Consider the following 22,410-nt stretch of genomic DNA (forward strand, 5'->3'; position numbering starts at 1 on the left):
GATACGGAATGAGGGCCAGTGACCGTTATGAGACGCTGTTAGCGAATAAGGAACAACGCACGAAGTAAACAAGAAGCCCTTGATCGGTTTTATCTGATCAAGGGCCTTTTGCCGTGAGAGCTTATCTTTTTCCGCCGGAGGTCCGATTAATAATTACTGGGATCTTCCGGGTTAACAGGAGGCGTGGTTTCGCCTTTACCGTTATCGTAGGCGTTCACTTCGAACGTGATGATTTTGTCGTACAGGATGTAATCCTTACGGTTTTTAAACGGTCCCTTGTTGTTCTCGTGCTTGTCGATCGCGAACATAACCGGGCCTTTGCCCGCCGCGCGGCCTTCGTACCAGGCAATAAACGCGTTAACCTCGTTCATGGAAAGGTCGTACTCTTTCTCGGTTCCGTTGTTAAGCGTGATGACGAGAATAGCGCTGTCACCGGATTCTTCCACCGGCGGAATGACTACGTCTCCCGCTTTAGGAGTAGCGGACGCTTCGTTGGACGGCGCGCTCTCTCCAGCTGCGGCTACCGCCGTTACTACATAGTAGTAAGTCGTGCCGTTGACGACATTTGTATCGGTGTAGCTATAAGTCGCACCCGTAACCGAACCGACGGTAACATACGGTCCGCCCGCAGTCGTGCTGCGTTTTACGTTGTAGCTAGTCGCGTTGTTCACGCTGTTCCAGGCAAGCGTAACTTTCTTGTCCCCGCCTGCGGCTGTCAGGTTAAGCGGAGCTGCAACCGGCGGCTCGACGCCTTTGCCGAAAACGTTCCATTCTTTAACAAAACCATTGCTGTGTTTCAGGACGACCACGCTTACATTTTTTACTGGAGCAGCTAAAGTTTCTACTATATCATTTTGAACGGGAGTGTAGCTGAAAAGCAAATTGCTGTTAGTATCGTAAAATTCAACGATAGCTCCCGAAGTTCCGTTTACAATAACGGATTCGATATTTTTTGGAGTATCGAAATTGTACCAAGCCATTCCTCTCAGCACAAACTGAGTGGCGGTATTATTATCGGTCATAATTCGTTCCGCACCCGTAGGATTGGAAATCGCTGAACCCGTTTTCAATATCTTACGATCCAACAAGCCTCCCGTGTACTTGGTTGCTTCCGGTTTGATTTCTTTTTCCGGAGAGGGCGCGCTCTCTCCTGCTTCATTGACAGAGGTCACTACATAATAATAAGTCGTTCCGTTCGTTACGGTTGTATCTGTGAAGAAAAGTTCCTTTGTATTGGCAATGAGAGCGTAAGGTCCACCCTTTGTTACGGAACGTTTTACATTATAACTTTTAGCGCCCTTGGAATCCCAGTACAAATCTACAGTCCGGTCACCGGCTTGAATCCAGTTAATGACCGTTGGAAGGGGCTTTGCGGATGGGCTTTCAAACAGGTTCCACTCATTCACGAAAGCATTTGTGCTTTTTTTCAAAAGAGCAGTTGTGACGTTTTTCACGGGTGTCGGTAAAGATTCCACTCCGTCTAGTGTGATAGGCGTGTAAGAGGACAATAAGTTGTCATTTGCGTCATAGAATTCGACGGTTACCCCTCCCGTTCCTTGGATGAGAACGGAATTGATTTCTTTGGGGGATTGAAAGGTATGCCAGACAAGAATCCCAGGTGTTAGTAAATAACGTGTCGCGGCATCGTTATCCGTCATAACCCGCTCGGTTCCTGTGGGATTGTTTACAGCCGGACCTGTCTTTAGCCATAAACGATCCAGCAATCCACCGGTATACTTAGTCGCCTCCGGCTTAATTGATTTTTCCTGAGAAGGAACACTTTCACCTGCCTCATTGACGGCTGTAACTACATAATAGTAAGTTACTCCATTGGTTACAGTCGTATCCGTGTAGGTTGTCGAAGTAAGATCGGAAGCAAGGAGCGCGTAAGGACCTCCAGGTGATACAGAACGTTTAACTTTGTAGGATTTAGCGCCGGTAGAATTCCAATTCAGATCCACCGTTTTGTCGCCGCCCTGAATCCAATTTATGGTTGTAGGCAGAGGAGCGGCCGTCGGATTTACAAACAGGTTCCATTCGTATGCAAAAACATCCCTGTGTTTCAAAACAACAGTAGATACGTTTTGGACTGGTTGGGGGAGAGTCTCAACCCCATCCAATGTAACAAGCTTATAACTGTATATTAAATTGTTGTTAGAATCGTAAAAATCAATGACACCGCCTAATGAGCCAGCTTTAAAAATTACAGCATTGACTTGTTGAGGCGTGGAAAAGGTATGCCAGAACATTGTGGGAGCACGAAGCACCGTTCTTGTGGTCGCATCCCCATCCGTGATTTCTTTTACTACTGTTCCCGTCGGCTGCCCGACGGTTGTGCTCGTTTGTAGGGACACACCATCTAACAATCCTCCTGTATATGGGCTAGCCGCTTCTGCACGATGACTCATCATACCGGAAATAAATAAAAAAGCAAAAAAGATCAATATTATCTTCATTTTACTTATCTTCATTTCTTTTCCTCCAAAGTTTTTTTATTTTCCATTAATATGATACTATAGAACTATATTTATGTCATTAATAAATTTTATTATGAATTATTATTTGGAAATTAATATAACGTTAGGGTTCTTCAAAGTCTTTTATGAATAAAAGAAAAAGAGCTGATTAATCAGCTCTTTTCTTTTTATTCCATTTACGTATAGAAATCTATTCCGCATCCGCCGTAATATCCAGAATCACTTTCCCCTTGTTCCGGTTCGCTTCCATCCACTGGTGGGCTTCACGCACGCGGCTCCACGGGAAAATCCGGTCTACGACCGGCTGGAGGGCACCGTCCGCAAAGCCGTGACCTGCCTGCTGCCAAAACTGCTGGGTCAGCCGGATTTTGTCCTCGCGGCTGCGGCTGCGCAGGGTAGACCCGATGATGGAAATCCGTTTCATCAGCAGAGGATTGAGATCAAAGCTCTCCATCGGAACTTCGGAACCGCCCGTCATGCCCACCAGGACGATACGTCCTCCTACGGCCGCACCGGCCAGATGGTCCGTAAAATACGGGGCGCCAACAAGGTCGAGCACGATGTCGCTCCCGTGGCCGCCTGTTGCCTCCCTAAGCCAAGGGAGGAAGGAGCCTTCCCGGTAGTTCCAGCCGTATTCCGCGCCGAGTTCCCGGCAAAACTCAAGCTTCTCGCTCGAACCCGCGGTCACCAGAACATGGGCCCCGAATTCCCGGGCAAGCTGGATCGCCGCCGAACCGACGCCGCTGGCGCCGGCATGAATGAGCACATAGTCCCCTTCCGTCATTCCCCCCAGTTTAACGAGATTCAGATAAGCCGTAAGGAATGCCTCTGGAATAGCGGCTCCTTCCGCATAGCTGAGATTAGCCGGCAGCCGCATCGCCATGCCCGCGGGAACGGTTACTCTCTCCGCATAGCCGCCCCCGGGCAGAAGCGCACAGACGCGCTCCCCTTCTCTCCAGCCGGTAACGCCGCTTCCTACACCTATAACAACGCCTGCCATTTCCAGGCCGAGTATGTCCGATTCCCCGGGAACCGCCGGGTATTTGCCTTCACGCTGCATCAGATCCGCACGGTTGAGACCCGCCGCCTTCACTTGAATAAGCAGTTCGCCTTCGCCCGCAACGGGGTCAGGCCTTTCCCCGATATACAGCTCTTCCGGTCCGCCATATTGTTTGATCTGTACCGCCTTCATCGGGATCACTCCTCTGGTTGATAAACATCTGCAATAGGACTAGTATACCACGCGCGATAGGTATTTGCTTGCTCGCCCCCACGACGGCAAAATTGTTCCAACCGAGGTATACTTAAACTATCCGCTTGAAAATCGGACAACAGGCCGGGATTTACCGTACAATCGAACTTATTCTTAAAAAGACCCCCGGCAGCCAATCAGCATTCAGCATTCAGCCGTCAGGCATACCGCAAAAAAACAGTTCAGAAAGCGAGGCTTCCGAACATGAATCATTCCAATCGCATTTGCGACCTTTTCCGAATCCGCTATCCCCTTATCCAGGCCGGAATGGCCGGCGGAAGCACGACGCCGGCGCTCGTAGCCGCCGTATCCGAAGCCGGCGGCCTCGGGACGCTCGGCGCCGGCTACATGACGCCGGAGCAGATATCCTCCGCCGTCCGCGAAATCCGCCGCCGGACGAGCCGCCCTTTTGCCGTAAACCTGTTCATCCTGCCCGAACCCGGGCAAGGCCCTCATGAACAGGAACAGCGGCAAAAAGCCGACGAAGCGTGGCGGCTGCTGGCTCCTCTGCGGGAGAAGACGGGCACCCGCGAAGAACGGCCTCCCGCCGTGTGGAGCGAATCGTACCGGGAACAGCTCGCCGTCCTCCTGGAGGAACGGGTCCCGGTATTCAGCTCCACATTCGACGTGCCGGATGCGGCGACTTTCGCGGAATGCGCGCGTCTTGGCATCCGGACCGTCGGCACGGCGACCACCGTTCGGGAAGCCGCCGCGCTGGAAGAAGCCGGGGTCGACGCGATCGTCGCCCAGGGCGGCGAAGCCGGCGGCCACCGCGGCACGTTTCCCGGCGAGAACGACGGCGAGCCGCCGCTCGTCGGCACGATGGCTCTCGTGCCCCAGATCGCGGACCGCGTCCGTGTGCCGGTCATCGCCGCCGGCGGAATCATGGACGGCCGCGGCATAGCCGCCGCGCTGGCCCTCGGGGCGGAAGCCGTTCAGCTTGGCACGGCTTTCCTGACGTGCGCGGAAAGCGGCGCTCACGCCGTCCATAAGGAAGCCGTGCTCGCCGCAAGCGACGAGTCCACCGTGCTCACGCGGGCGGTGTCCGGCAAGCATGCCCGCGGCATCCGGACGCCCCTGCTGGATGAGCTGCGCCCTTTGGACAGCCGGCTCCCCTCCTACCCCGCCCAGAATGCTCTCACCCAAGGCATTAGACGGAACGCCGCCAAAGCGGGCAATTCGGCTTATATGGCCATGTGGGCGGGCCAAGCCTCCTCTCTCGCCAGACGCGTAGGAGCCGCGCAGCTCATCGAAGAACTGGTCCGGGAAACCAACGAGAGGCTGAACAGGATGGGCGGACTGAAGCTCTGATGGTGAGTGTGTTTGCGACGGCCCTACCGGTCTGCCGCATGGTGCAAGGATAGCGGATCGAGACGTGCAAGCGCCTGCAATCCCAAAACCCTTGCAAGCCGCTGAGCAATCCGCTGAAATCGGCCTCCAACCAAGCCGCCAAACCGTCTATTCACGCAAAAAAGCCTGCACGGAAAGGAAATCTCCCTTCCGTGCAGGCTTTTTTCATTCTAATTCCTTACTTCGTTTTCTTCACCCAGTCGGCGATATCTTTAACAACGGAAACCGGTGTGTTCGCCGGCTCGTTATATTCCGAACCGGTCGATTTTTCTTCAACCTCGGCAAATACGTGGTTCAGCTTCGGATACAGCTTGTATTCTACGTTCGAACGGTCTTTGAGGGCTTCTTTCCATTTGTCGAGATGATAAGAAAGCACCTGGGCATCGTTATCTCCCTGAAGGATAAGCATCGGCTTGTCCTGTTTTTTGGCGATTTCGGAAGCGGAATAATTGCGGAAATCCATCCACCAGTAGGCATTGCTCAGCGCCAGATCCTTCGGCAGATTATTTACGGAATACTGCGGGTCTTTGATCAGCTTAATCTGCTGCTCCCAGAAAGCGATCTGCTGCTCCAGCATGCTCGTATCGAGACCGCGTTCACGGCTCACTTCCAGCTGGTACTTGGACTGCTCCAGCACGACGTCTTCGATGGAATTCGTCGGTCCGGCCATTACGACGGCACCCGCCAGCTTCACGTCCTTAACTCCGTCGATAATGCGCGGAACGACCATTCCTCCCTGGCTGTGACCCGCTACGAAAATGCGCTGGGGATCGATATCCGCCGTCTTCGCCAGCTGATTCACCGCGTATACGGCATCCGCTACAGTCTCATCCTGTACGGTAAAGGTCGGCGTCGCCGATTTGAAAGGATGCTCCCGCGTCACTTTCTCGTAACGGAGAGTGGCGATTCCTTCGGCCGCCAGACCGACCGCCAAATCCCGGAACAGCTTGGAACCGCCGATCGACTCGTTGCGATCGTTGGCGCCCGAGCCGTGAACGAGGACGACGACCGGATGCGGGCCCGGTTTAGCGGGCAGTGTAAGGGTTCCCGGAAGTGTGAGCTTGCCTTCGCCGAGCTTCACTTCTTTTTCAACATAAGCGCTGGAATCGTCGTAAGACGGCTTCCGGTATGTATCCGGAGAATAGTAGGGCGGTATGTACAAATCGTCGATACGTTCCTGCTTGTCGAACCGGACCGTCATCTGGAACGGCAAGGTGCTCTGCGTTTCATAGGTCAGATACACATTTTCATGAACGGAATTGCTTGACTTCCCGGACTCAAGCTGCCCGGTTATCTGTCCGTACATATTTGTGTAGTACTGCGATATGTAGTGAAGCTGATTGGCGTTGAGGGATTTTTTGAGATCATCGTTAAAATACGAAACCGCGCTCTCGCTCTCCCCCTGCAGCCAGTGGCTAGCGAAGGCGCTTGCGGCGGCCTTCAAATCCCCTTTCGGGATAATGAGCTTGCCGGATTGCGGATCCCAGGAGACAGCAGTGTGCAAAGCCTCCGTTAAAAACTTGAGAGGAACGAACGTTTTATCGTCCTTGATTTGGACCGCAGCCCCCAAATCGACTTCTTTTTCGTTGATCAAGGCCGTAGATTTTCCGATCGTGAGCGTGATCGTATCGCTCCCAAGCGACAAGGTTACGGTTCGTTCTTCATTGTTCCAGGCTACCTTTGCACCGGCCGTTTCGCTTACGAGACGCAGCGGGGCAAGAACAGCTCCCTGTTTCGTATCGGCAGCGGAAACGGATCCGGCTGCCGGTGTATCCGCGGAAGCTCCCGCAGGCAGGGCACCGGCGAGAAGCATGGAAGCAATCACGGCGGATTGCCAGACAGGCAGACGTTTTTTCATGGGGTCACCTCAATATAGAAATAGTTGGAGAAACTAGCAGCCGCTTTCTAGCAGCCGCCATCTATCAGTATAGCACAATCTTCCAGACGGTCGACGGGACTAAAGTAGGAAGTGCGCCAAAAAGACAGGTTCCGCGGGAACCTGCCTTTATTAAGAATAATTTATACGCGGCCCAGGAAGGCGCCCAGCATCCAAACGTGTTTCTGCAGCGTTGCCTGCAGTTCCGTCAGCATATCGGCCGTCGGCTCGTCGCTTTCTTCTTCGGCGGCCGCGATGCCTTCCTGCAGGAAACCGATGAGCCGCTCAAAGTCGGCGAGCACGGCTTCTGCCATCTGCTCAGCGGTTTCCGAGCCCCCGGCTTCCTGGAGACGGGCCAGCTTTAAAACCTCGGCCAGCGTCGCAACCGGTTTGCCTCTAAGCGCAAGCACCCGCTCGGCGATCTCGTCGATATACTGAGCCGCTTCATTGTAAAACTCCTCGAATTTCTCGTGAAGCGTAAAGAAATGAGGCCCGCTGACGTACCAGTGGAAGTTGCGCAGTTTCATGGAAAGGACCGTCCAGTCGGCGGCCAGTTGATTTAATTGGGTCAGAGTTTTCGCTTGAGTCACAGTTTTCATGGTTAGTTTCCTCCTCGGATGATACTCAATAGGGTGCATTTTTTCTTCTTTTATTGCCGTACATTTAGTTTACCACCGCCCTTATTTAAAATCAATACTTAATTATAATAATTCTAAATAAGGGGTTGTGAAAAAGGCAGGAGTTCACTCCCGCCTTTTGGGTTAATACCGCGTGACGCAATCGACTACCGTGCCGCTTCGCAACACGTGCCTGGAATTCGTCCGCGTTGGATGTTAATCGTCTTTTTTGGCTAAAGCCGCCTTAAGAGCATCCCCGAGGCTCGATCCTAAATCTTCTTGCTTGCTGTACTGCTTGACGAGCTTCTGCTGCTGATGCTTGGCGACTTTCCCCGTGCTTTCTCCCAGCACTTCGACTACATTGCACGGGAGACACTGGACATATTTGCCCGCTTTGCCGGTTTTCAGCTCCATTTTCTTATGACACTGTGGGCAGCGGCGGTTAACGAGCTGCTTCTCCGCGGAGCGGCGGTATTCGCATTCGCGGTTTGCGCACACGAGCATTTTGCCGCGCTTGCTTTTCCGCTCCATTAACCTTTCCCCGCATTCGGGACACCGGCTGTTCGTCAGGTTGTGAGGCTTGTATTCCGTCTGGCTTGTTCTTACGCCGGTTACAAGCTGCTTGGTCATATCGCGGATTCCGCTGAGGAACGTTTCGGTGCGGCCCTTCCCCCGTGCGATATCTTCAAGCTCCTGTTCCCACTTCGCCGTCAGCTCGGGAGAACGCAGCTCTTCGGCAACCAGCTCAATGAGCTGCGTTCCTTTGCCTGTCGGGTGGAGGGACCCGCCTTCGCGTTCGATCGTATCGGAGCTGACGAGCTTCTCGATAATTTCCGCCCGGGTCGCAGGCGTACCGAGATGGTGCTTCTCCATCTGCGTCAGGAGTGTCGCCTCCGTATGCCGCTTCGGCGGCTGGGTCCGGTGCGTGCCGACCTTGCAGCGGACCGCTCCGGCACTGTCTCCGGCGGACATCGCGGGAAGCTCCTGCAGATCCGCGCGGTCAGCGCCCTCACTGCCGTCCTCCTCGTCGCCGTCTCCGGAGTCCGCGGCGGTTCCCGTGCCGTATACGCTCCGCCAGCCCGCATCCTTCACGACGCGGCCTGCGACATGAAACGGCTCGCCGGCCACTTCGACGACCATCGAGGTCGTCTCATATCGGGCGGCCGGATAGAACAGCGCGAGAAAACGGCGGACGATAAGGTCGTAGAGCTTTCTCTCGTCTGTCGAGAGAGCGGAAAGATTCACATATTCGTCCGTCGGTATGATCGCGTGGTGATCGGACACTTTCGAATCGTCCACAATCCGCTTCGACACGGGCAGCGGGCCCTTCATGAGCGGCTTCGCAAGCGGCGCGTACGGTCCGACGGCTACGGACTGGAGCCGCTCCTTGAACGTGCCCGTCATATCGCTCGTGAGGTACCGCGAATCCGTCCGCGGGTACGTCACGAGCTTATGCTGCTCGTAGAGCCGCTGGAGCGTCGAAAGCGTATGCTTCGCCGAGAAGCCGAACCGGCGGTTCGCATCCCGCTGGAGCTCCGTCAAGTCGTAGGCGAGCGGCTGAGGCTCCGTCTTCTCGGTCTTCTTGACGGAGACGACCTTGCCGCTCTTGCCCGAGACGCACTGCACGAGCTCGTCGACGCGCTCGCGCTCGAACAGGCGGCTCTCTCCCGAGCGCTGGCGCCATATCCCGCGGAACGCGCCGAAATCCGCCTGCACGGTCCAGTATTCCACGGACCGGAAGCTCCGGATTTCTTTCTCGCGGTCCATGATCATTCCGAGCGTCGGTGTCTGGACGCGTCCGGCCGATAGCTGCGCGTCATACTTGCTCGTGAGCGCGCGGGTGATGTTCAGGCCGATCAGCCAATCGGCCTCGGCCCGGCAGACCGCCGACTGGAACAGGCGGTCGTACTGTTTGCCGGGCTTCAGGTTCGCGAAGCCTTCGCGGATCGCCTTATCGGTCTGCGAAGAGATCCACAGCCGCTGGAAGGGCTTGTTCCACCGGATCATTTCCATGATCCAGCGCGCGACAAGCTCGCCTTCGCGGGCGGAGTCCGTCGCGATGATCAGCTCCGACAAATCTTTGCGCTTAGCCAGATCCGCAATGGCTCGGAACTGGTGGGACGTTTCCTTCAGCACTTTAAGCTTCATGCGGCCCGGAATAATCGGCAGATCTTCCAGATTCCACTTTTGATAGCGGGTATCATAGTCTTCGGGCTCCGCAAGACCCACGAGATGTCCAAGAGCCCAGGTCACCACATGCGTGGGACCTTCGAAATACGATTTATGCTTTTGACCGCAGCCGAGCACACGGGCGATTTCTTTGGCCACGCTCGGCTTTTCGGCCAGTACGAGTGATTTGCTCATCTATTTCTCCTTTAATAAACCGGTAACGGACCGTAAAGCACATGACGGCTTCTTTGATACCGTTCCTGCTGTATCGTGCTTCTATTGTAAAAATGTTTCAAGGGCCGCGTCAACCAAGGACGCCTGCCGTGGGGTTCGTCCCGCCCGCGGAAACGGAAAAAACCCGCCGGATTGCGGCGGGTTCATCGGGTCCGGGAAGAAAGGCATGCTAAGCGGTTCCCTGCAGTTCTTCCCCCGATTCGCGGTCGAGCTGACTGAAACGGAGCAGCAGCAGGCTGGCCAGCACCGATACGACGGCTCCGGCCGCGAAAGGAAGGCCGTGCTGGATGCCGAAGAGCGAAGTTCCCGTAATCGGTCCCGCGATGCGGCCCAGACTGTCCATGGACGAGCTGAGACCCGTGGTGACCCCTTGTCCGTGCCGGGTACGCTGGGTGAGCAGCGAGTTGATGCAGGGCCGGATCATCGCGTTGCCGGCGCTGAATACGGTCAGGGCCAGCGTTGCCGACCAGAAACCTGTGGAGCCGAGCACGAGCAGGAAGCCTGCGGCCGAAGCGAACAACCCGCCAAGAATGGCGATCTTCTCCTTCTTTTTCTTGGCAATGACTCTAACGAGTCCGCCCTGTACCAGCGCGTCGGCAAATCCGCTGAACATAAACATCAGGCCGATTTGCAGCGGAGTAACGCCGAAACGGGCGATCTGAAAATACTGGAAAGTCGCTTCCAGCCCGGCGAGCGAGAAGGTGACAAAGAAGGTCATCACATACAAATAGCCGAGCTTTCCGCGCAGCAGAGACCAGCGGGACGGCTTGTCCCCCTGCTGTCCCCTGTTTTCCGGCAGCGATTCTGTAAGCTTCAAAAATCCGCCGCAGAAAATACCCGCGGACAAAAGCGCGGCTCCCCAGAACGGGAGTGACAAACTGACCACGCTCAAGGTTCCTCCGATAGCCGGGCCGAAAATAAAACCGAGCCCGATCGACATTCCGACGAAACCCATCGATTTCGTCCGTTCCTCATGAGTCGTAATATCCGCCACGTAAGCCAGCGCGACTCCGCTAAGCGCTCCCGAGCAGATACCGCCCAATATCCGCGATAAATAAAGAAGCGGCAGATTCGTTCCCGCCAGCGCGAGCAGAACGAAGGAAATCATGAAGCCGAAAATTCCGGTCAGCAGAACGGGTCTGCGGCCGATTTTATCCGATAAGCCTCCCCATAAAGGAGAGACCAGGAAGGACATGACGGAGTATATGGAAAGAACCCACCCCAAATGCGTCTGTCCGTTCGGTATCCCGTGCAGCAGCTCGGGCAGGACGGGAATGATCAATCCGAATCCGAGATAGACGGTAAACATCAGCAGCATGATGAACACGACACGCTTGTTCATACGATCGGCCCCTTTGGAAGTACTTTGTATCTTGTCTCAGGATTACGCTTTCTTGACCTGAGCTTTTTTCATCTGTTGGTGTTTCTTCGTGTTCGTCAGCTTGTGGAAAATAAGAATCTGCCACGCGTTGCAGGAAAGCAGGACGAGCGATACATACAGCAGCGAAGTCAGATCGTTAATGCTGAAAGCCGGGAGCATCTCCAGGCAGGTGACCACGATTATAAAAAACAGCGTCGGAATCCTGGCCGAAGCATTGGTCAGTTTCACCTTCACCTGCGAAACGATCAAAGCCGCCGCGACGATCAGAACCGGAATGCCGGCATACATCGCCAGGCTCTCCTTTCCTTCCGCAAAGCTTTGGTAACGCAGGAAAAACAAGTTCGCGATAGCCATAACGATAAAGAAAAGCTGAAGGCCCGACCAGGCGCCTTTGCGGTTGCGGAGAATTCCGATCATGTAGTAGTTGGTCATCAGGTAAGCGAAATATCCGACCACGCTGATCAGACACATGGTAAGTGTCGCCATAATAATCATAGAAAATTCACTTGCGCCGCTCACCGCGACGTCCATGGACACAAAGTCCGGGAAAATCGCCTTGCCGATTCCCCAGACGGCAATACCGAGAACAAGCCCGCCCAACATCGTGGACCAGAACAGAAACAGCATCGGTTTTAACATGATCTCTCTCCTTAACCGGATACACGGACAAAACCGTCCCCCATTCAGGCAGGGACGGTTCTACCGCTTTTTCGTTTACTTAAAATATTCCGTAGCCGAGAAGCACGACGATCAGGATCAGAACCGCCCAGACGACAAAAAGAATCTTGGTGGAAGATTCCTTGCCTTGCCCTCTTTTCATGCGGCCGAGAATCATTTCCATCAACCCGATTACAACGATGGCGATAATTCCCTTCACCACGTACTTGACCGGGAAGCCGTAGCCGATCAGCATGCCGATTCCGGAAACCAGCATAATCAGGTAGAACAATCTGAGGAGCATCGGAGTAATTTTCTGACGGTAAAAAATGGCGCTTACCACAAACAGGATGATGATGAATGCCCACGATCCCGCATGCGACTGGTGAAAAATGTTTAACAACTTGTCTGACATGTCGATTCCTCCATGTTCGTATATGTATTCCTTGTAGACGCAGCAACGCCCTTATCATATCAAGCCGACCGAGGGTTTACAAGGTCTTAGGGACAATAACCCGCCCAATAAGACACTAGTGTCGGAAAGTGTTCACAAAACTTTGAACGGGAAAGGGGCGAAAAAAAAACCTTGTGAAACGGACAGATTCCCGCATCAAGCAGGATATCCGCCGGAACGCAAGGGTCCGAATTCCATGAAAATAATATCAGCTCAGAACGACCGGCTTGCCCGCCCGCGCCGATTCGTACGCGGCCAGGCCGACGGCCGCCGCTTTAAGTCCGTCTTCACCGGTGACCGGTACGGGCTTCCCGCCGAGAAGAGCATCGACGAATCCTCTGAGCATGTATTCGTCCATATCGTCTCCCCAGTAGCTCCATTGGGCCTTGCCGGTAACATCGCTGAAAACTTCGTTTTTCTGCGCGAAGGAATCGATGGAAATAACCCCTTTCGTCCCGGTAATTTCCATCGTTACATCGCCCCAGGTCGGGAACGATTTGCTGCGGGACCAGCTCGGATCCAGCACGGCAAAGACGCCGTTCCCGAACCTTACGTGCACCATGCCGGCATCGTCGATATCTAGGTCGTGGAAGCGGGTATCCGCATAGGCGAACACTTCCCGGACATCGCTGCCGAGGAACCAGCGCATCAAGTCCATCACGTGAACCGTATGGTCGAACACGGCCCCTCCTCCGGAGAGTTTCTTGTCGACGAACCATCCGCCCGGCATGCTGCCGCGGTTCGTTCCCTTGATGGCGATAATCTCGCCGATTTCCCCGCGGTCGACAGCTTCTTTGGCCTGCACGACAGCCGGTATGTAACGGCACGGAAACGCTGTCATCAGCTGCACGCCATTGTCCTTGCAAACCGCAATCATCTCTTCCATTTCAGCCGTGGAGATGCCCAGCGGCTTCTCGCACAGGATATGCTTCCCGGCTTTTGCGGCGGCAATCGTCAGTTCCGCGTGGCGGGAATTCTCGGAGCAGATGACAACGGCATCTATGCCGGTTTTCAGCAGCTCTTCCGCCGTGCCGTAGTAGGAGATCCCGTAAGTTTCCGTAAGTTTGGCGACACGTTCCTTCTCTTCGTCGGCAATTCCGGCAACCTCAACCTCCGGCATGGCATTCAATGCGTTAAAATACGAAAACGCGTGGCCGTGAGCAAAGCTGATCATTCCGATTTTGAGCTTACGCATGGGCAATCCCTCCTTTTAGCGGCAGACGGACAGGCTGTCCCGTACGAGCGGATTCGAGAGCGGCCAGCACGATTTCGAGAGCGCGCAGCGCGTCTTCCGCCGTAACGAGCGGCTCCTTGTCTTCGCGGATGCAGGTGATAAAATGCTCCAGCTCGTAGTAATAAGGGTCTTGATAAGACGGGCTTTTCGGTACCTGCACCCTGCTTGCCGATGCCTTCGCCGCTCCCTTCCGCAGCAGCTTCAGGGAATTCGAATCCCCGCTGTTCATCCGGATAATGCCGGATTTACCGGCGAATTCGGCGGCTGTCGAGAAGGCTCCCGGATACCCCCAGTGGCCTTCAAGGTTCGCGATGGCGCCGCTTTCAAAACGCAGGGTCACAAGAGCGTAATCCTGGTCGGCGCTGCGCCGGTTGAGGGCGAACACTTCCCGCACTTCGCCGTACGCCCAGCGGGCAAAGTCGATATCGTGAATCATCATGTCCATGATGACGCCGTGACTTTTGTCAAAATCGTTGTACCAGTCCTTGGCGGTTCCCGGATGCGAGCCTACCCGCTTCAAATGAGCCACTCCCGGTTCTCCGGCCGCTCCTGAATCCAGTTTGCGCTTGAGATCGGCATATTCCGGGAAGAAACGGACCACATGGCCGATGAACAGACGCACGCCCTTCTCTTGGCAGTAAGATATCATCTCTTCGGCATCTTCCAGCGTCAGGGCGATCGGTTTTTCGCAGATCACATGCTTGCCCAGATCCGCCGCTTTCATGACGTATTCTTTGTGCAGGTGGGTCGGCAGCGCGATGCTTACCGCATCGATCTCCGCCTCCGCCATCATGTCCTCGAAAGAAAAGTACGCGATCGTCTCCAAGTGTCCGGCAAGATCCCGGGCCGTTTCCCGGTCGAGATCGCATACGCCGGTTAATTCGACTCCCGGCAGCAGACTGTAATCCGTTCCGTGAACGGTCCCCATTGTTCCGCAGCCAACTACGGCGACTTTCATGCTTGTTCTCCTCTCCCTGAAGCAAAATCTGTGCGAAGCGCACAGCTTCTTTCATTATATAGGATGGGAGGAAGCCATAAAATGTCTCTTTCTTTAGGAAGCGGATATTTTTTCCTGACTGATATGCTGGAGCCGTTTGGCAGGAGGTGTGTGGCGGGGCCTGTCGAACCGGAAGAGCCGATCCCCCGGATGCTTTAAGCCTTTCAGCCGGTTTACAATCATCTCTGCGCCGAGCACGGAGTATACCGTTCCGTTCCCGCCGTATACGAGTGAGAACACACTGTTTGGAAATCCGTCCTGTGCCCCGATGAGCGGGTACCCGTCATGAGTTTCGCCGAATACGGCCGCCCAAGCAAATTCCGCTTGAAGATCAAGCTCCGGAAACAAGGCTCTCGCTTTGTCCAGCAAAATATCCTTCTTGACTGCAAGTCGGTTTATCCGTTCCTCTCCGGAAAGCATGTCCTCGTCTTCACCTCCGACAATAACCCGTCCGTCCGCCGTTGTCCGCATATATAAATAAGGGCGGGCCGTCTCCCAAATCATACATTCCTTGTACCATCCGGGAAATTCCCCCAGGGGTTGAGATGCGATCGCATAAGAGGCGAGAAGTTTGGCGTTGCGGTTGCGCTTCATTTCCTGGGTTTCATATCCCGTCGAATAGACCGCATACTTCGCCCGTATCCGCCGCCGTTCTTTCGTATAAAAAACCGAGCCGCCCTCCGTCTCCAGCCGCGAATCGATTTCGGTCCGGGCATAGACCCTCATTCCTCTTGCAGCCGAGACATCGATAAGCCCGTTTACGCAGGCGTACGGATTAATGGCCGCATCACCGGATGCCAGGATAGCTCCGGGTTTTGTGAAGGGGAATTTATCCGTTATATCGCCCGGATTCAAGTATTTCACTTTAAATCCGTATCTGCTCAATGTCCTGTACTCTTCCTCCAGCATCGGCAAATCCGCTTCATTGGAAGCCAGGTAAAGAGATTCCCGGGGCTGAAACTGGGCATCAATCCCTTCTTCTTCGCAAATCCGCCCCAACTTGCGGACCGCTTCCTCGCAAAGCTTATAGAAGGCCACCCCATTCTCTTCCCCATAGGTGTGAATGCAGCTCGTTAAGGTTTTATCGTTGAAAAATTGAATGAGGCCGGTATTCGCCATCGTGCTGCCGCCCGCGATTTCCCTTGAATCTACAAGTACGGTATCGAATCCGGCCTTAGTAAGCATGTAGGCACTCATAGCCCCGGACATTCCGCTTCCTATAACAAGAACTTCGCATGCGATATCTTTCTCTAATTGAGGATACGGCTTGATTTCGCCGCCGATATGCGGCCATAGTGGTTTGCCTGTAGTCAGATCCATGGTTTCAAGGCTCCTTGTCGTCTGTACTGTTTACCGTTCACTACCCCATTCCGGAAAAGTCCTAACTGGAAACCAATTCCTGTTCTCGTTTCCATCAAAATAAGACAAAAAGCCCGCCTCGTATTTTCACGAGGCGGACCTTGCCGAATATGGGAAGGGTAGAGCCATTGAAGTGCCTGTATTTATTAAGGATTAAGAAAAGATTACGTTTGGAGCAGCCGATGCCGATGCCGATGCCGCACCCGCACTTTAATTTATGCCCGATCTCTTTCTATCAAAACGGAATAATGCTTCTCCGGGATGAGGGCGTCCTGTTGCACGGGCGGCGATGATCTCGGCCCCCAGAACCGAGTACACGATCCCGTTCCCTCCGTACCCCAGGGAAAACTGGCTGTTCGGAAAACCCGGCTGGGTGCCGATCATCGGATAACCGTCATGAGTCGCCCCGAAGATACCCGCCCATGCGTATTCCGCCTGAAGATCCAGATGAGGGAAAAGTTCCTTCGCTTTTTGCAGCAAAACGTCTTTTTTTACCCTCAGTCGCTTGGCTCTCTCTTCTTCTGACATTAGTCTCTCATCCTCTCCCCCGATTATAACCCTTCCGTCTCCGGTGGTACGCATATACAGGTAAGGGCGGGCCGTCTCCCAGATCATACATTCCTTATGCCAGCCCGTTATTTCCTGAAGTGGTTTTGTCACGAGAGCGTAGGTGGTGAGCAGCTTCGCGTTCGGATTTCTTCTTATTTCCTGGGCTTCGTGTCCGGTGGAGTAGACGGCCCGGCGAGTACGGATGCGGCAGCGGTTCCGGGTCGTGAATACGATCCCGTCCTTGGTATCCACACGGGAAACGATTTCGGTTCCCGTATACACCTTCATCCCCTTGGCAGCCGAAGCCGCTATCAAGCCGTGCACAAAAGCATAGGGATTAATGGCGCTCCCTTCGGGGGTAAGGATGGCTCCCGGTTTTGTAAATGAGAATTTATTCGCAATCCGTCCGGGCGTTAAATATTCGGCTTGAATACCGTATTTCACCAAAGTCCGGTATTCCTCCAGAAGCATGGGCACATCTTTCTCATCCGAAGCCAGGTACAGCGAATCCCTCTGCATAAAGTGAGTATCCAGCTTCTCCGCACGGCAGATCTCCCCAAGGATCCGGACCGCTTCTACGCACAAGTTGTAAAAAGCGACGCCGTTTTCTTCTCCGAATGTATGGATGCAGCTCGTCAAGGGTTTATCGTTGAACACATGGACAATTCCCGTGTTGACTGCCGTACTCCCTCCGGCGATATCCCGGCTGTCCACCAGCACGGGAGTGAATCCCTCCTGGATTAGCCTGTAAGCCGCGAGCGCACCGGACATTCCCCCTCCGATGATAAGAATCTCGCATTCGGTATCTCTTTCGAGTTTCGGATACCGGGCGGTTTCCGGTTGAACATGCGGCCAGTAAGGCTCTCCTGTAATGAGGTTCATACGGCCATGCCCCCCTTTCTTTTGAAATCGGCGTATTCGCGCGTGCCGCGGTTTCCGGGTCGGAATCGTTCTGAAAGCGGCTATAAAGTTATTCTTTATTATGCCCATCTCGGGAACCCTCTACCTTTTAAAGACGGCAAGAAAAAACCGCCTGACGCAGCATCTGCATCAGACGGTTATTTTTCATTTTTACCAGGTTACAAAAGGGATCGAGCCCGGCGTATCTCCGCCCATCATCTGGGCGACCGGTATCGTATACGCGACTAGAATCAGGACGGCGGTAACGCCGAGCCAGAGTCCCCAGCGCTCGAACAGCTTCGGAGTCGGCTCCGATGCGTCCCGCACTTCGCCGAGCGGGTATTCCGTCTCGCCTTTAGGCGAACGCATAAGCGCGACGACATTATAGATCATCAGCACCACGGCTACGAAAAGAATCATGCCGCCGATCGCCATCGCAACGTGGTACGGCATCCACAGCACCGTGTCGGGATGGTTCTCGTACGTCGTGTACGCGGTGCGGCGGGGCGAGCCGAGCAGGCCGACCGTATGCATGGAGCCCGACATGAAGAACATGCCGACGCACCACAGAATCGTCTGCCAAATCCCCAGCTTGTGCAGTCTTGGCGTCAGCTGCCGGCCGGTGATCGACGGGATGAGCCAATACGTAATCCCGAAGAAGGTGAGCGCCACGCTCGTCGCGACGGTCAGATGAAAGTGCCCCGTTACCCAGAGGGTATTGTGCACGACCTGGTTCATCTGATTGCTGGCATTGATGATCCCGCCCGCTCCCGCCGGGATGAAGACCAGCATACCCATAAACGGAGCGAAGAAGCGGACGTCTTTCCAGGGGAGGAACTTAAACCAGCCGAACAGGCCTTTGGCCCCTTTTTCCCTGCCGGTCGTTTCAAACGTGGCGAACAGCGAGAACGCCGTCATCAACGAAGGCACGATAACCATGAAGGTCAATATAACCTGGAGAAACTTCCAGAACGAGCTGATTCCGGGTTCCGTCAGCTGATGGTGGAATCCGACCGGAATCGAGAACAGCAGAAACAAGATGAACGAAAGCCGGGCAAGCGCATCGCTGAATATTTTGCCGCCGATCACTTTCGGAATAATCGTATACCAGCAAATATAGGCGGGCAGCAGCCAGAAGTAAACGAGCGGATGGCCGAAGTACCAGAACAAGGTCCGGCTCAGCAGGACGTTTACGGTGTCAACCCAGCCGAACGACCAGGGAATCAGCTGAAGCAGAATTTCCGCCGCCACGCCGATGGTCGCCACCTGCCAGAGCAGCATCGTAATGACCGCCATGAAGGAAAACAACGGCGAAAGCTGTCCTTTATGCGTCCGCTTCCAGAAGCGGTAATTGATGAAGATGCCGAAGCCGCTCATCCAGCTTCCGACGACTACCATAGTCAAAGCGATGTAAAAATAGGGCGACGCTTTAAGGGGAGCATAGAACGTGTACAGCACGGACGCCTTATTGAGCAGGATAAAAACCGTTCCCAGCGCCGTTCCGCCCGCCATCAGGCCGAATCCGAGCCAGCCGAGGCGCCGCGGGAGCGGCAGCAGCTCGCCTCCGAGCGTTTTGGAAATACCGGAATACAGGAATCCGATAATGAAAAAGGTTGTAAAAATGAGTGCCATGAGCACGCCGTGAGCCGTCAGAAGCTGATAATAGCCGATCCCGGCGGGCAGTTTGACCATGCCTCCGCGGACCAGGCCCTGCAGCACTCCGGCGATGCCTCCGAGAAGAAGCGCGCCGAAAGCGAATAAAATGTGAGCGAGAACGAGCTTGCTGTCTTTCGGACTAAAAGAAACGGAGGCTTGCCGCGCGGGCTGCGTTTCGGTTCCGTTCATACATAACGACTTCCTTTCTGCCGGTGGGTTTAGTTAACGACAATCGTCGTTTTCATCCATTCGTGGGCTCCGCCGCAGTATTCGTTGCAGAGCACAAGGTAAGAACCCGGCTTGTCGAACTTATACGTAAGATGATTCACTTCACCCGGAAGCACCATCATGTTTACATTTGTGCCCGGGATTTCAAACCCGTGGACAACGTCCTTGCTTGTGATCATAAAATGCACGGTCGCTCCCGCGGGAATTTCCATCTTGTCGGGTTTGTAGCCGAACGCGAAGGCGGTCATCACGGCTTCGTATTCGTTCTCTCCGACTTTTTTGAGGCCCGGCTGATCGAACGGCGGCGTCAAATCAACCTTCGCCGGATCAATCGTGTGCGCATGGCCGGTCGGCGGGTTCATTCCCATCGCAAACGCCGATACGCCGATCACGGACAGGAAAACGATCAGCATGGAGATGCCGAAAACGATCCAAATTTTTTCCAAACGATGAATATGCATGTAATTTCCCCTCTTTTTTTCCGATTCGCGGAACTTTTTGCGCCTTTGCCCCGTTAACTTCTTATAAGATACAGAGCAAACACGCCGAACCAGGTAATCAGAATAAACGCGCCCAGAATCATAACCGATGCGAAAGCGCCTTTCAGTTCCGGCTCCTTCTCGTCCGCCCCGCTTTGCGGAGCGGGCTTAACGTCCTGCTTTTCCTTGGCAGGCGCGAGCTGTGCCATAGCGGCATCCCCCTTTGTCAATGAAGCTTTTCATGGTTTCATCTTACCCTCGGCGTGAGCACCCACATGTGATAAGAATCACAATTTCTTTATCAAATTGTAACGATTTTGTTACAAGGTTTTAGGTATCGAGACCCGGTCCTACATGGTATAATGGCATAGCAAATCATATGTAAAATGTTTGTAAATTGAATGAACAGGGAGATCTGTGATGCAGAAAGGTATTCATTTTATAGCGCGTCGGCTGCACTTATTCGTTTGGCCCCTGCTGCTCGTTGTCTTCATTGAGTTTTTAAATCGGGGAGGAGTGATGGCCGCTCTATCCTGGGCCAAGCACAGTCCGGGAGAAATGGTGCTGAACTATTTGCTGACCTTCTGCCTGTTCCTCGTTTTTACCGCATTGACCGGCCGGAGCCGTATCGCGTTCTGGATCGTAGCGGCTTTCATGCTGATCTGCGGTCTTATCAGCGGAATTAAATTCAAAATTCTCGGCGTGCCTCTTCTGCCCTGGGATTTGTTCCTCGGCAGCGAGACGACCGATATTGTCCAATACTTGAACGGTTTGTTCGATAAAACGATCGTGATCGGCATTATCGTCTTCCTCGCGGCCAGCGTCGCGCTGCTCTATTTCGTTCCTTGGACCCACTCCCGCTTCCGCTGGAAAGAGAACATCGTTCTCGGTGTCCTGGGCGTCGCGCTCGCCTGTGTCGTCTATTTCGACAAGCCGCTTCCGATCAAATCCGCCCTTCATATTTCCACCATTCCCTGGAACCAGGCCGATAACTATCATGTCAACGGGTTTATGCTTTCCACCGTCATGAATATCGAGCAGATCATCATCGACGCTCCACAGGGCTACAACCAGGCGAATATGGATAACTTCGTGAAGAAGGTCGAACGCCGTACAAACATAGATCCGAATGTAAAACCGAACATTATCGTTATTCTCGGAGAAACGTTCTGGGATCCTACCAGAATGAAGAACGTCACGTTCAGCGAAGATCCCATTCCGTTCGTCCACCAGCTTCAGCAGAACTATTCCAGCGGCTATATGCTGTCGCCCCAGTTCGGCGGAGGAACGGCGAACGTCGAATTCGAGGTTCTCTCGGGAAATTCGATCCGGTTCCTGCCGGAAGGCGCGATCGCCTATAACCAGTACATGAACAGACGCGTCGATTCGCTTGCCAGCATATTGGCCAGACAAGGCTATCAGACTGCGGCCATTAACCCGTTCCACAACTGGTTCTTCAACAGCCGCAACGTGTATCAGAATTTCGGATTTTCCAAATTCATCTCGCAGGAATACTTCGAACCGGAATACAACGGTCCTTATCTGGCCGACAAAGCGGTGATGAAAAAAATCATCGAACAAGTCGACAACTCCGCCGGTCCCGATTTTGTCTTTGCGAATACGATGGAGAATCACGCGCCGTTTACGCCGGACAAATTTAAACAGAACACCATCAAGGCGAGCGGTAATTTCCCGGAAGAAACGAAGGGCATGCTCGAAACTTATGCACAGGGCGTTCATAATACGGACGAGGCGCTCAAAATGCTCGTGGAGCATTACGAGAAGAAAGGCGAGCCGACGATCATCATGCTGTTCGGTGACCACCTGCCGTCTCTTGGCAACAATTATCAAGCTTACAAAGACACCGGCTATTTAAAAGACGACGACGATTCCGCAGCGGTACTGGATAAACTGTACACCCTCCCGGTCGTCGTCTGGAACAACTATTTGCCGAAGCATCAGGATAAGCTCGATATGAGCTCATCCTTCCTGGGCCCTTACCTGCTGAATCTGGCCCAGCGCGAAGGGACGCCTTACATGGACTATCTCTTCTCCTTGTCCAAAAAGTTCCCGATGATTCCGCCACGCAATCATTACGAGCGCATGAAGCTGACCGAGCAGGACGTAACGGAGTATCAGATGCTTCAGTATGACGTGCTGTTCGGGGAGCAGTACAGCTTTAACGGCTTCCGTGACAAGATCATCAATCCGAAATACACACTCGGCTTCGGTGAGATGACGATCGACAACGTATCGCCGCTTCACCAAAGCACGGCCGGAGGCACCGGAGGAGACTCTTCCGTAGAAATCAGCGGCAAAAATTTTGCTCCGGGCTGTGTCGTCTATATGAACGACAAGGCTTTGAAAACAACGTACGAGAACCGCCAATCGCTTTCCGCCATCGTACCGAAAGATGCTGTCGAATCGGGTAAACCGGTGAACCTGCAGGTAAAAGTGATCGATTCCAAAAACCTGCCGATCCAAACGACACCGGTCAAACAAGTGAATGAGCTGAAATAACGGCAGTAAAAAAGACTTGGC

The 22,410-nt window shown here is 53.9% G+C and carries 17 protein-coding genes; 2 read left to right on the forward strand and 15 right to left on the reverse strand.

The genetic code is table 11. The annotated features are described in order from the left end of the window. Positions 1-146: 146 nt before the first annotated feature. Both C4S74_RS10400 and C4S74_RS10405 read right to left on the reverse strand, forming a co-directional pair. Positions 147-2,471, reverse strand: coding sequence for a fibronectin type III domain-containing protein (locus C4S74_RS10400; protein ID WP_181024375.1), 2,325 nt, complete (start codon positions 2,469-2,471; stop codon positions 147-149). A 196-nt stretch (positions 2,472-2,667) separates the two neighbouring features. After that, positions 2,668-3,669, reverse strand: a complete 1,002-nt coding sequence (locus C4S74_RS10405; RefSeq protein WP_103995252.1) for an NAD(P)H-quinone oxidoreductase — start codon at positions 3,667-3,669, stop codon at positions 2,668-2,670. A gap of 264 nt (positions 3,670-3,933) precedes the next feature. Between C4S74_RS10405 and C4S74_RS10410 the strand changes: the two genes are divergently transcribed. After that, positions 3,934-5,040: a nitronate monooxygenase family protein gene (locus C4S74_RS10410; protein WP_103995253.1), complete on the forward strand. Its 1,107-nt coding sequence runs from the start codon at positions 3,934-3,936 to the stop codon at positions 5,038-5,040. A 217-nt stretch (positions 5,041-5,257) separates the two neighbouring features. On the opposite strand, the gene C4S74_RS10415 is transcribed toward C4S74_RS10410, so the two are convergent. From C4S74_RS10415 to C4S74_RS10475, 13 genes are all read right to left on the reverse strand, one after another. After that, positions 5,258-6,937, reverse strand: a complete 1,680-nt coding sequence (locus tag C4S74_RS10415; protein WP_103995254.1) for an alpha/beta fold hydrolase — start codon at positions 6,935-6,937, stop codon at positions 5,258-5,260. A gap of 161 nt (positions 6,938-7,098) precedes the next feature. Next, positions 7,099-7,554 (reverse strand): Dps family protein, encoded by a 456-nt coding sequence (locus C4S74_RS10420; RefSeq protein ID WP_103995255.1) that lies wholly within the window; start codon positions 7,552-7,554, stop codon positions 7,099-7,101. A gap of 234 nt (positions 7,555-7,788) precedes the next feature. Further along, the gene (locus C4S74_RS10425) at positions 7,789-9,936 is read right to left on the reverse strand and encodes a DNA topoisomerase III (protein ID WP_103995256.1); all 2,148 of its coding nucleotides are present in this window, start codon (positions 9,934-9,936) and stop codon (positions 7,789-7,791) included. Between the two features lie 208 nt (positions 9,937-10,144). Next, on the reverse strand, positions 10,145-11,317 hold the full coding sequence (locus tag C4S74_RS10430; protein ID WP_103995257.1) for an MFS transporter: 1,173 nt from the start codon (positions 11,315-11,317) through the stop codon (positions 10,145-10,147). A 42-nt stretch (positions 11,318-11,359) separates the two neighbouring features. Further along, positions 11,360-11,995, reverse strand: a complete 636-nt coding sequence (locus C4S74_RS10435; protein ID WP_103995258.1) for a KinB-signaling pathway activation protein — start codon at positions 11,993-11,995, stop codon at positions 11,360-11,362. A gap of 79 nt (positions 11,996-12,074) precedes the next feature. Beyond that, positions 12,075-12,428 (reverse strand): DUF1516 family protein, encoded by a 354-nt coding sequence (locus C4S74_RS10440; RefSeq protein ID WP_103995259.1) that lies wholly within the window; start codon positions 12,426-12,428, stop codon positions 12,075-12,077. Positions 12,429-12,675: 247 nt separating this feature from the next. Then, positions 12,676-13,662 carry a Gfo/Idh/MocA family protein gene (locus C4S74_RS10445; RefSeq protein WP_103995260.1) on the reverse strand — a complete coding sequence of 329 codons (987 nt, stop codon included), beginning with the start codon at positions 13,660-13,662 and terminating at the stop codon, positions 12,676-12,678. Next, a complete protein-coding gene (locus C4S74_RS10450; RefSeq protein ID WP_103995261.1) occupies positions 13,655-14,659 on the reverse strand; it encodes a Gfo/Idh/MocA family protein in 1,005 nt (334 codons plus the stop codon). Before C4S74_RS10450 ends, C4S74_RS10445 begins: the two co-directional genes overlap by 8 nt. A 93-nt stretch (positions 14,660-14,752) precedes the next feature. Continuing rightward, the gene (locus tag C4S74_RS10455) at positions 14,753-16,018 is read right to left on the reverse strand and encodes an FAD-binding oxidoreductase (RefSeq protein ID WP_103995262.1); all 1,266 of its coding nucleotides are present in this window, start codon (positions 16,016-16,018) and stop codon (positions 14,753-14,755) included. Between the two features lie 249 nt (positions 16,019-16,267). Beyond that, the gene (locus C4S74_RS10460) at positions 16,268-17,488 is read right to left on the reverse strand and encodes an FAD-binding oxidoreductase (RefSeq protein WP_103995263.1); all 1,221 of its coding nucleotides are present in this window, start codon (positions 17,486-17,488) and stop codon (positions 16,268-16,270) included. A 189-nt stretch (positions 17,489-17,677) separates the two neighbouring features. After that, positions 17,678-19,351: a b(o/a)3-type cytochrome-c oxidase subunit 1 gene (locus C4S74_RS10465; RefSeq protein WP_103995264.1), complete on the reverse strand. Its 1,674-nt coding sequence runs from the start codon at positions 19,349-19,351 to the stop codon at positions 17,678-17,680. A 29-nt stretch (positions 19,352-19,380) separates the two neighbouring features. Further along, entirely contained in the window at positions 19,381-19,851 is a 471-nt protein-coding gene (locus tag C4S74_RS10470; protein WP_009677258.1) for a cytochrome c oxidase subunit II, read from the reverse strand. A gap of 53 nt (positions 19,852-19,904) precedes the next feature. Further along, entirely contained in the window at positions 19,905-20,078 is a 174-nt protein-coding gene (locus C4S74_RS10475) for a cytochrome c oxidase subunit 2A (protein WP_103995265.1), read from the reverse strand. 211 nt (positions 20,079-20,289) lie between these two features. On the opposite strand from C4S74_RS10475, the gene C4S74_RS10480 reads away from it, so the two are divergent. Then, on the forward strand, positions 20,290-22,389 hold the full coding sequence (locus C4S74_RS10480; protein ID WP_103995266.1) for a sulfatase-like hydrolase/transferase: 2,100 nt from the start codon (positions 20,290-20,292) through the stop codon (positions 22,387-22,389). Positions 22,390-22,410: the final 21 nt, after the last annotated feature.

It is taken from the genome of Paenibacillus sp. UNC499MF (assembly GCF_900107975.1).
GTDB lineage: Bacteria > Bacillota > Bacilli > Paenibacillales > NBRC-103111 > Paenibacillus_F.

What these genes read in the sequence shown, in the direction of transcription:
- C4S74_RS10420 (WP_103995255.1), bottom strand. Translation starts at nt 7,554, where the DNA reads ATGAAAACTGTGACTCAAGCGAAAACTCTGACCCAATTAAATCAACTG.
- C4S74_RS10455 (WP_103995262.1), bottom strand. Translation starts at nt 16,018, where the DNA reads ATGGATCTGACTACAGGCAAACCACTATGGCCGCATATCGGCGGCGAA.
- C4S74_RS10470 (WP_009677258.1), bottom strand. Translation starts at nt 19,851, where the DNA reads ATGCATATTCATCGTTTGGAAAAAATTTGGATCGTTTTCGGCATCTCC.
- C4S74_RS10440 (WP_103995259.1), bottom strand. Translation starts at nt 12,428, where the DNA reads ATGTCAGACAAGTTGTTAAACATTTTTCACCAGTCGCATGCGGGATCG.
- C4S74_RS10445 (WP_103995260.1), bottom strand. Translation starts at nt 13,662, where the DNA reads ATGCGTAAGCTCAAAATCGGAATGATCAGCTTTGCTCACGGCCACGCG.
- C4S74_RS10465 (WP_103995264.1), bottom strand. Translation starts at nt 19,351, where the DNA reads ATGAACGGAACCGAAACGCAGCCCGCGCGGCAAGCCTCCGTTTCTTTT.
- C4S74_RS10450 (WP_103995261.1), bottom strand. Translation starts at nt 14,659, where the DNA reads ATGAAAGTCGCCGTAGTTGGCTGCGGAACAATGGGGACCGTTCACGGA.
- C4S74_RS10400 (WP_181024375.1), bottom strand. Translation starts at nt 2,471, where the DNA reads ATGAAGATAAGTAAAATGAAGATAATATTGATCTTTTTTGCTTTTTTA.
- C4S74_RS10410 (WP_103995253.1), top strand. Translation starts at nt 3,934, where the DNA reads ATGAATCATTCCAATCGCATTTGCGACCTTTTCCGAATCCGCTATCCC.
- C4S74_RS10475 (WP_103995265.1), bottom strand. Translation starts at nt 20,078, where the DNA reads ATGGCACAGCTCGCGCCTGCCAAGGAAAAGCAGGACGTTAAGCCCGCT.
- C4S74_RS10415 (WP_103995254.1), bottom strand. Translation starts at nt 6,937, where the DNA reads ATGAAAAAACGTCTGCCTGTCTGGCAATCCGCCGTGATTGCTTCCATG.
- C4S74_RS10425 (WP_103995256.1), bottom strand. Translation starts at nt 9,936, where the DNA reads ATGAGCAAATCACTCGTACTGGCCGAAAAGCCGAGCGTGGCCAAAGAA.
- C4S74_RS10430 (WP_103995257.1), bottom strand. Translation starts at nt 11,317, where the DNA reads ATGAACAAGCGTGTCGTGTTCATCATGCTGCTGATGTTTACCGTCTAT.
- C4S74_RS10480 (WP_103995266.1), top strand. Translation starts at nt 20,290, where the DNA reads ATGCAGAAAGGTATTCATTTTATAGCGCGTCGGCTGCACTTATTCGTT.
- C4S74_RS10460 (WP_103995263.1), bottom strand. Translation starts at nt 17,488, where the DNA reads ATGAACCTCATTACAGGAGAGCCTTACTGGCCGCATGTTCAACCGGAA.
- C4S74_RS10435 (WP_103995258.1), bottom strand. Translation starts at nt 11,995, where the DNA reads ATGTTAAAACCGATGCTGTTTCTGTTCTGGTCCACGATGTTGGGCGGG.
- C4S74_RS10405 (WP_103995252.1), bottom strand. Translation starts at nt 3,669, where the DNA reads ATGAAGGCGGTACAGATCAAACAATATGGCGGACCGGAAGAGCTGTAT.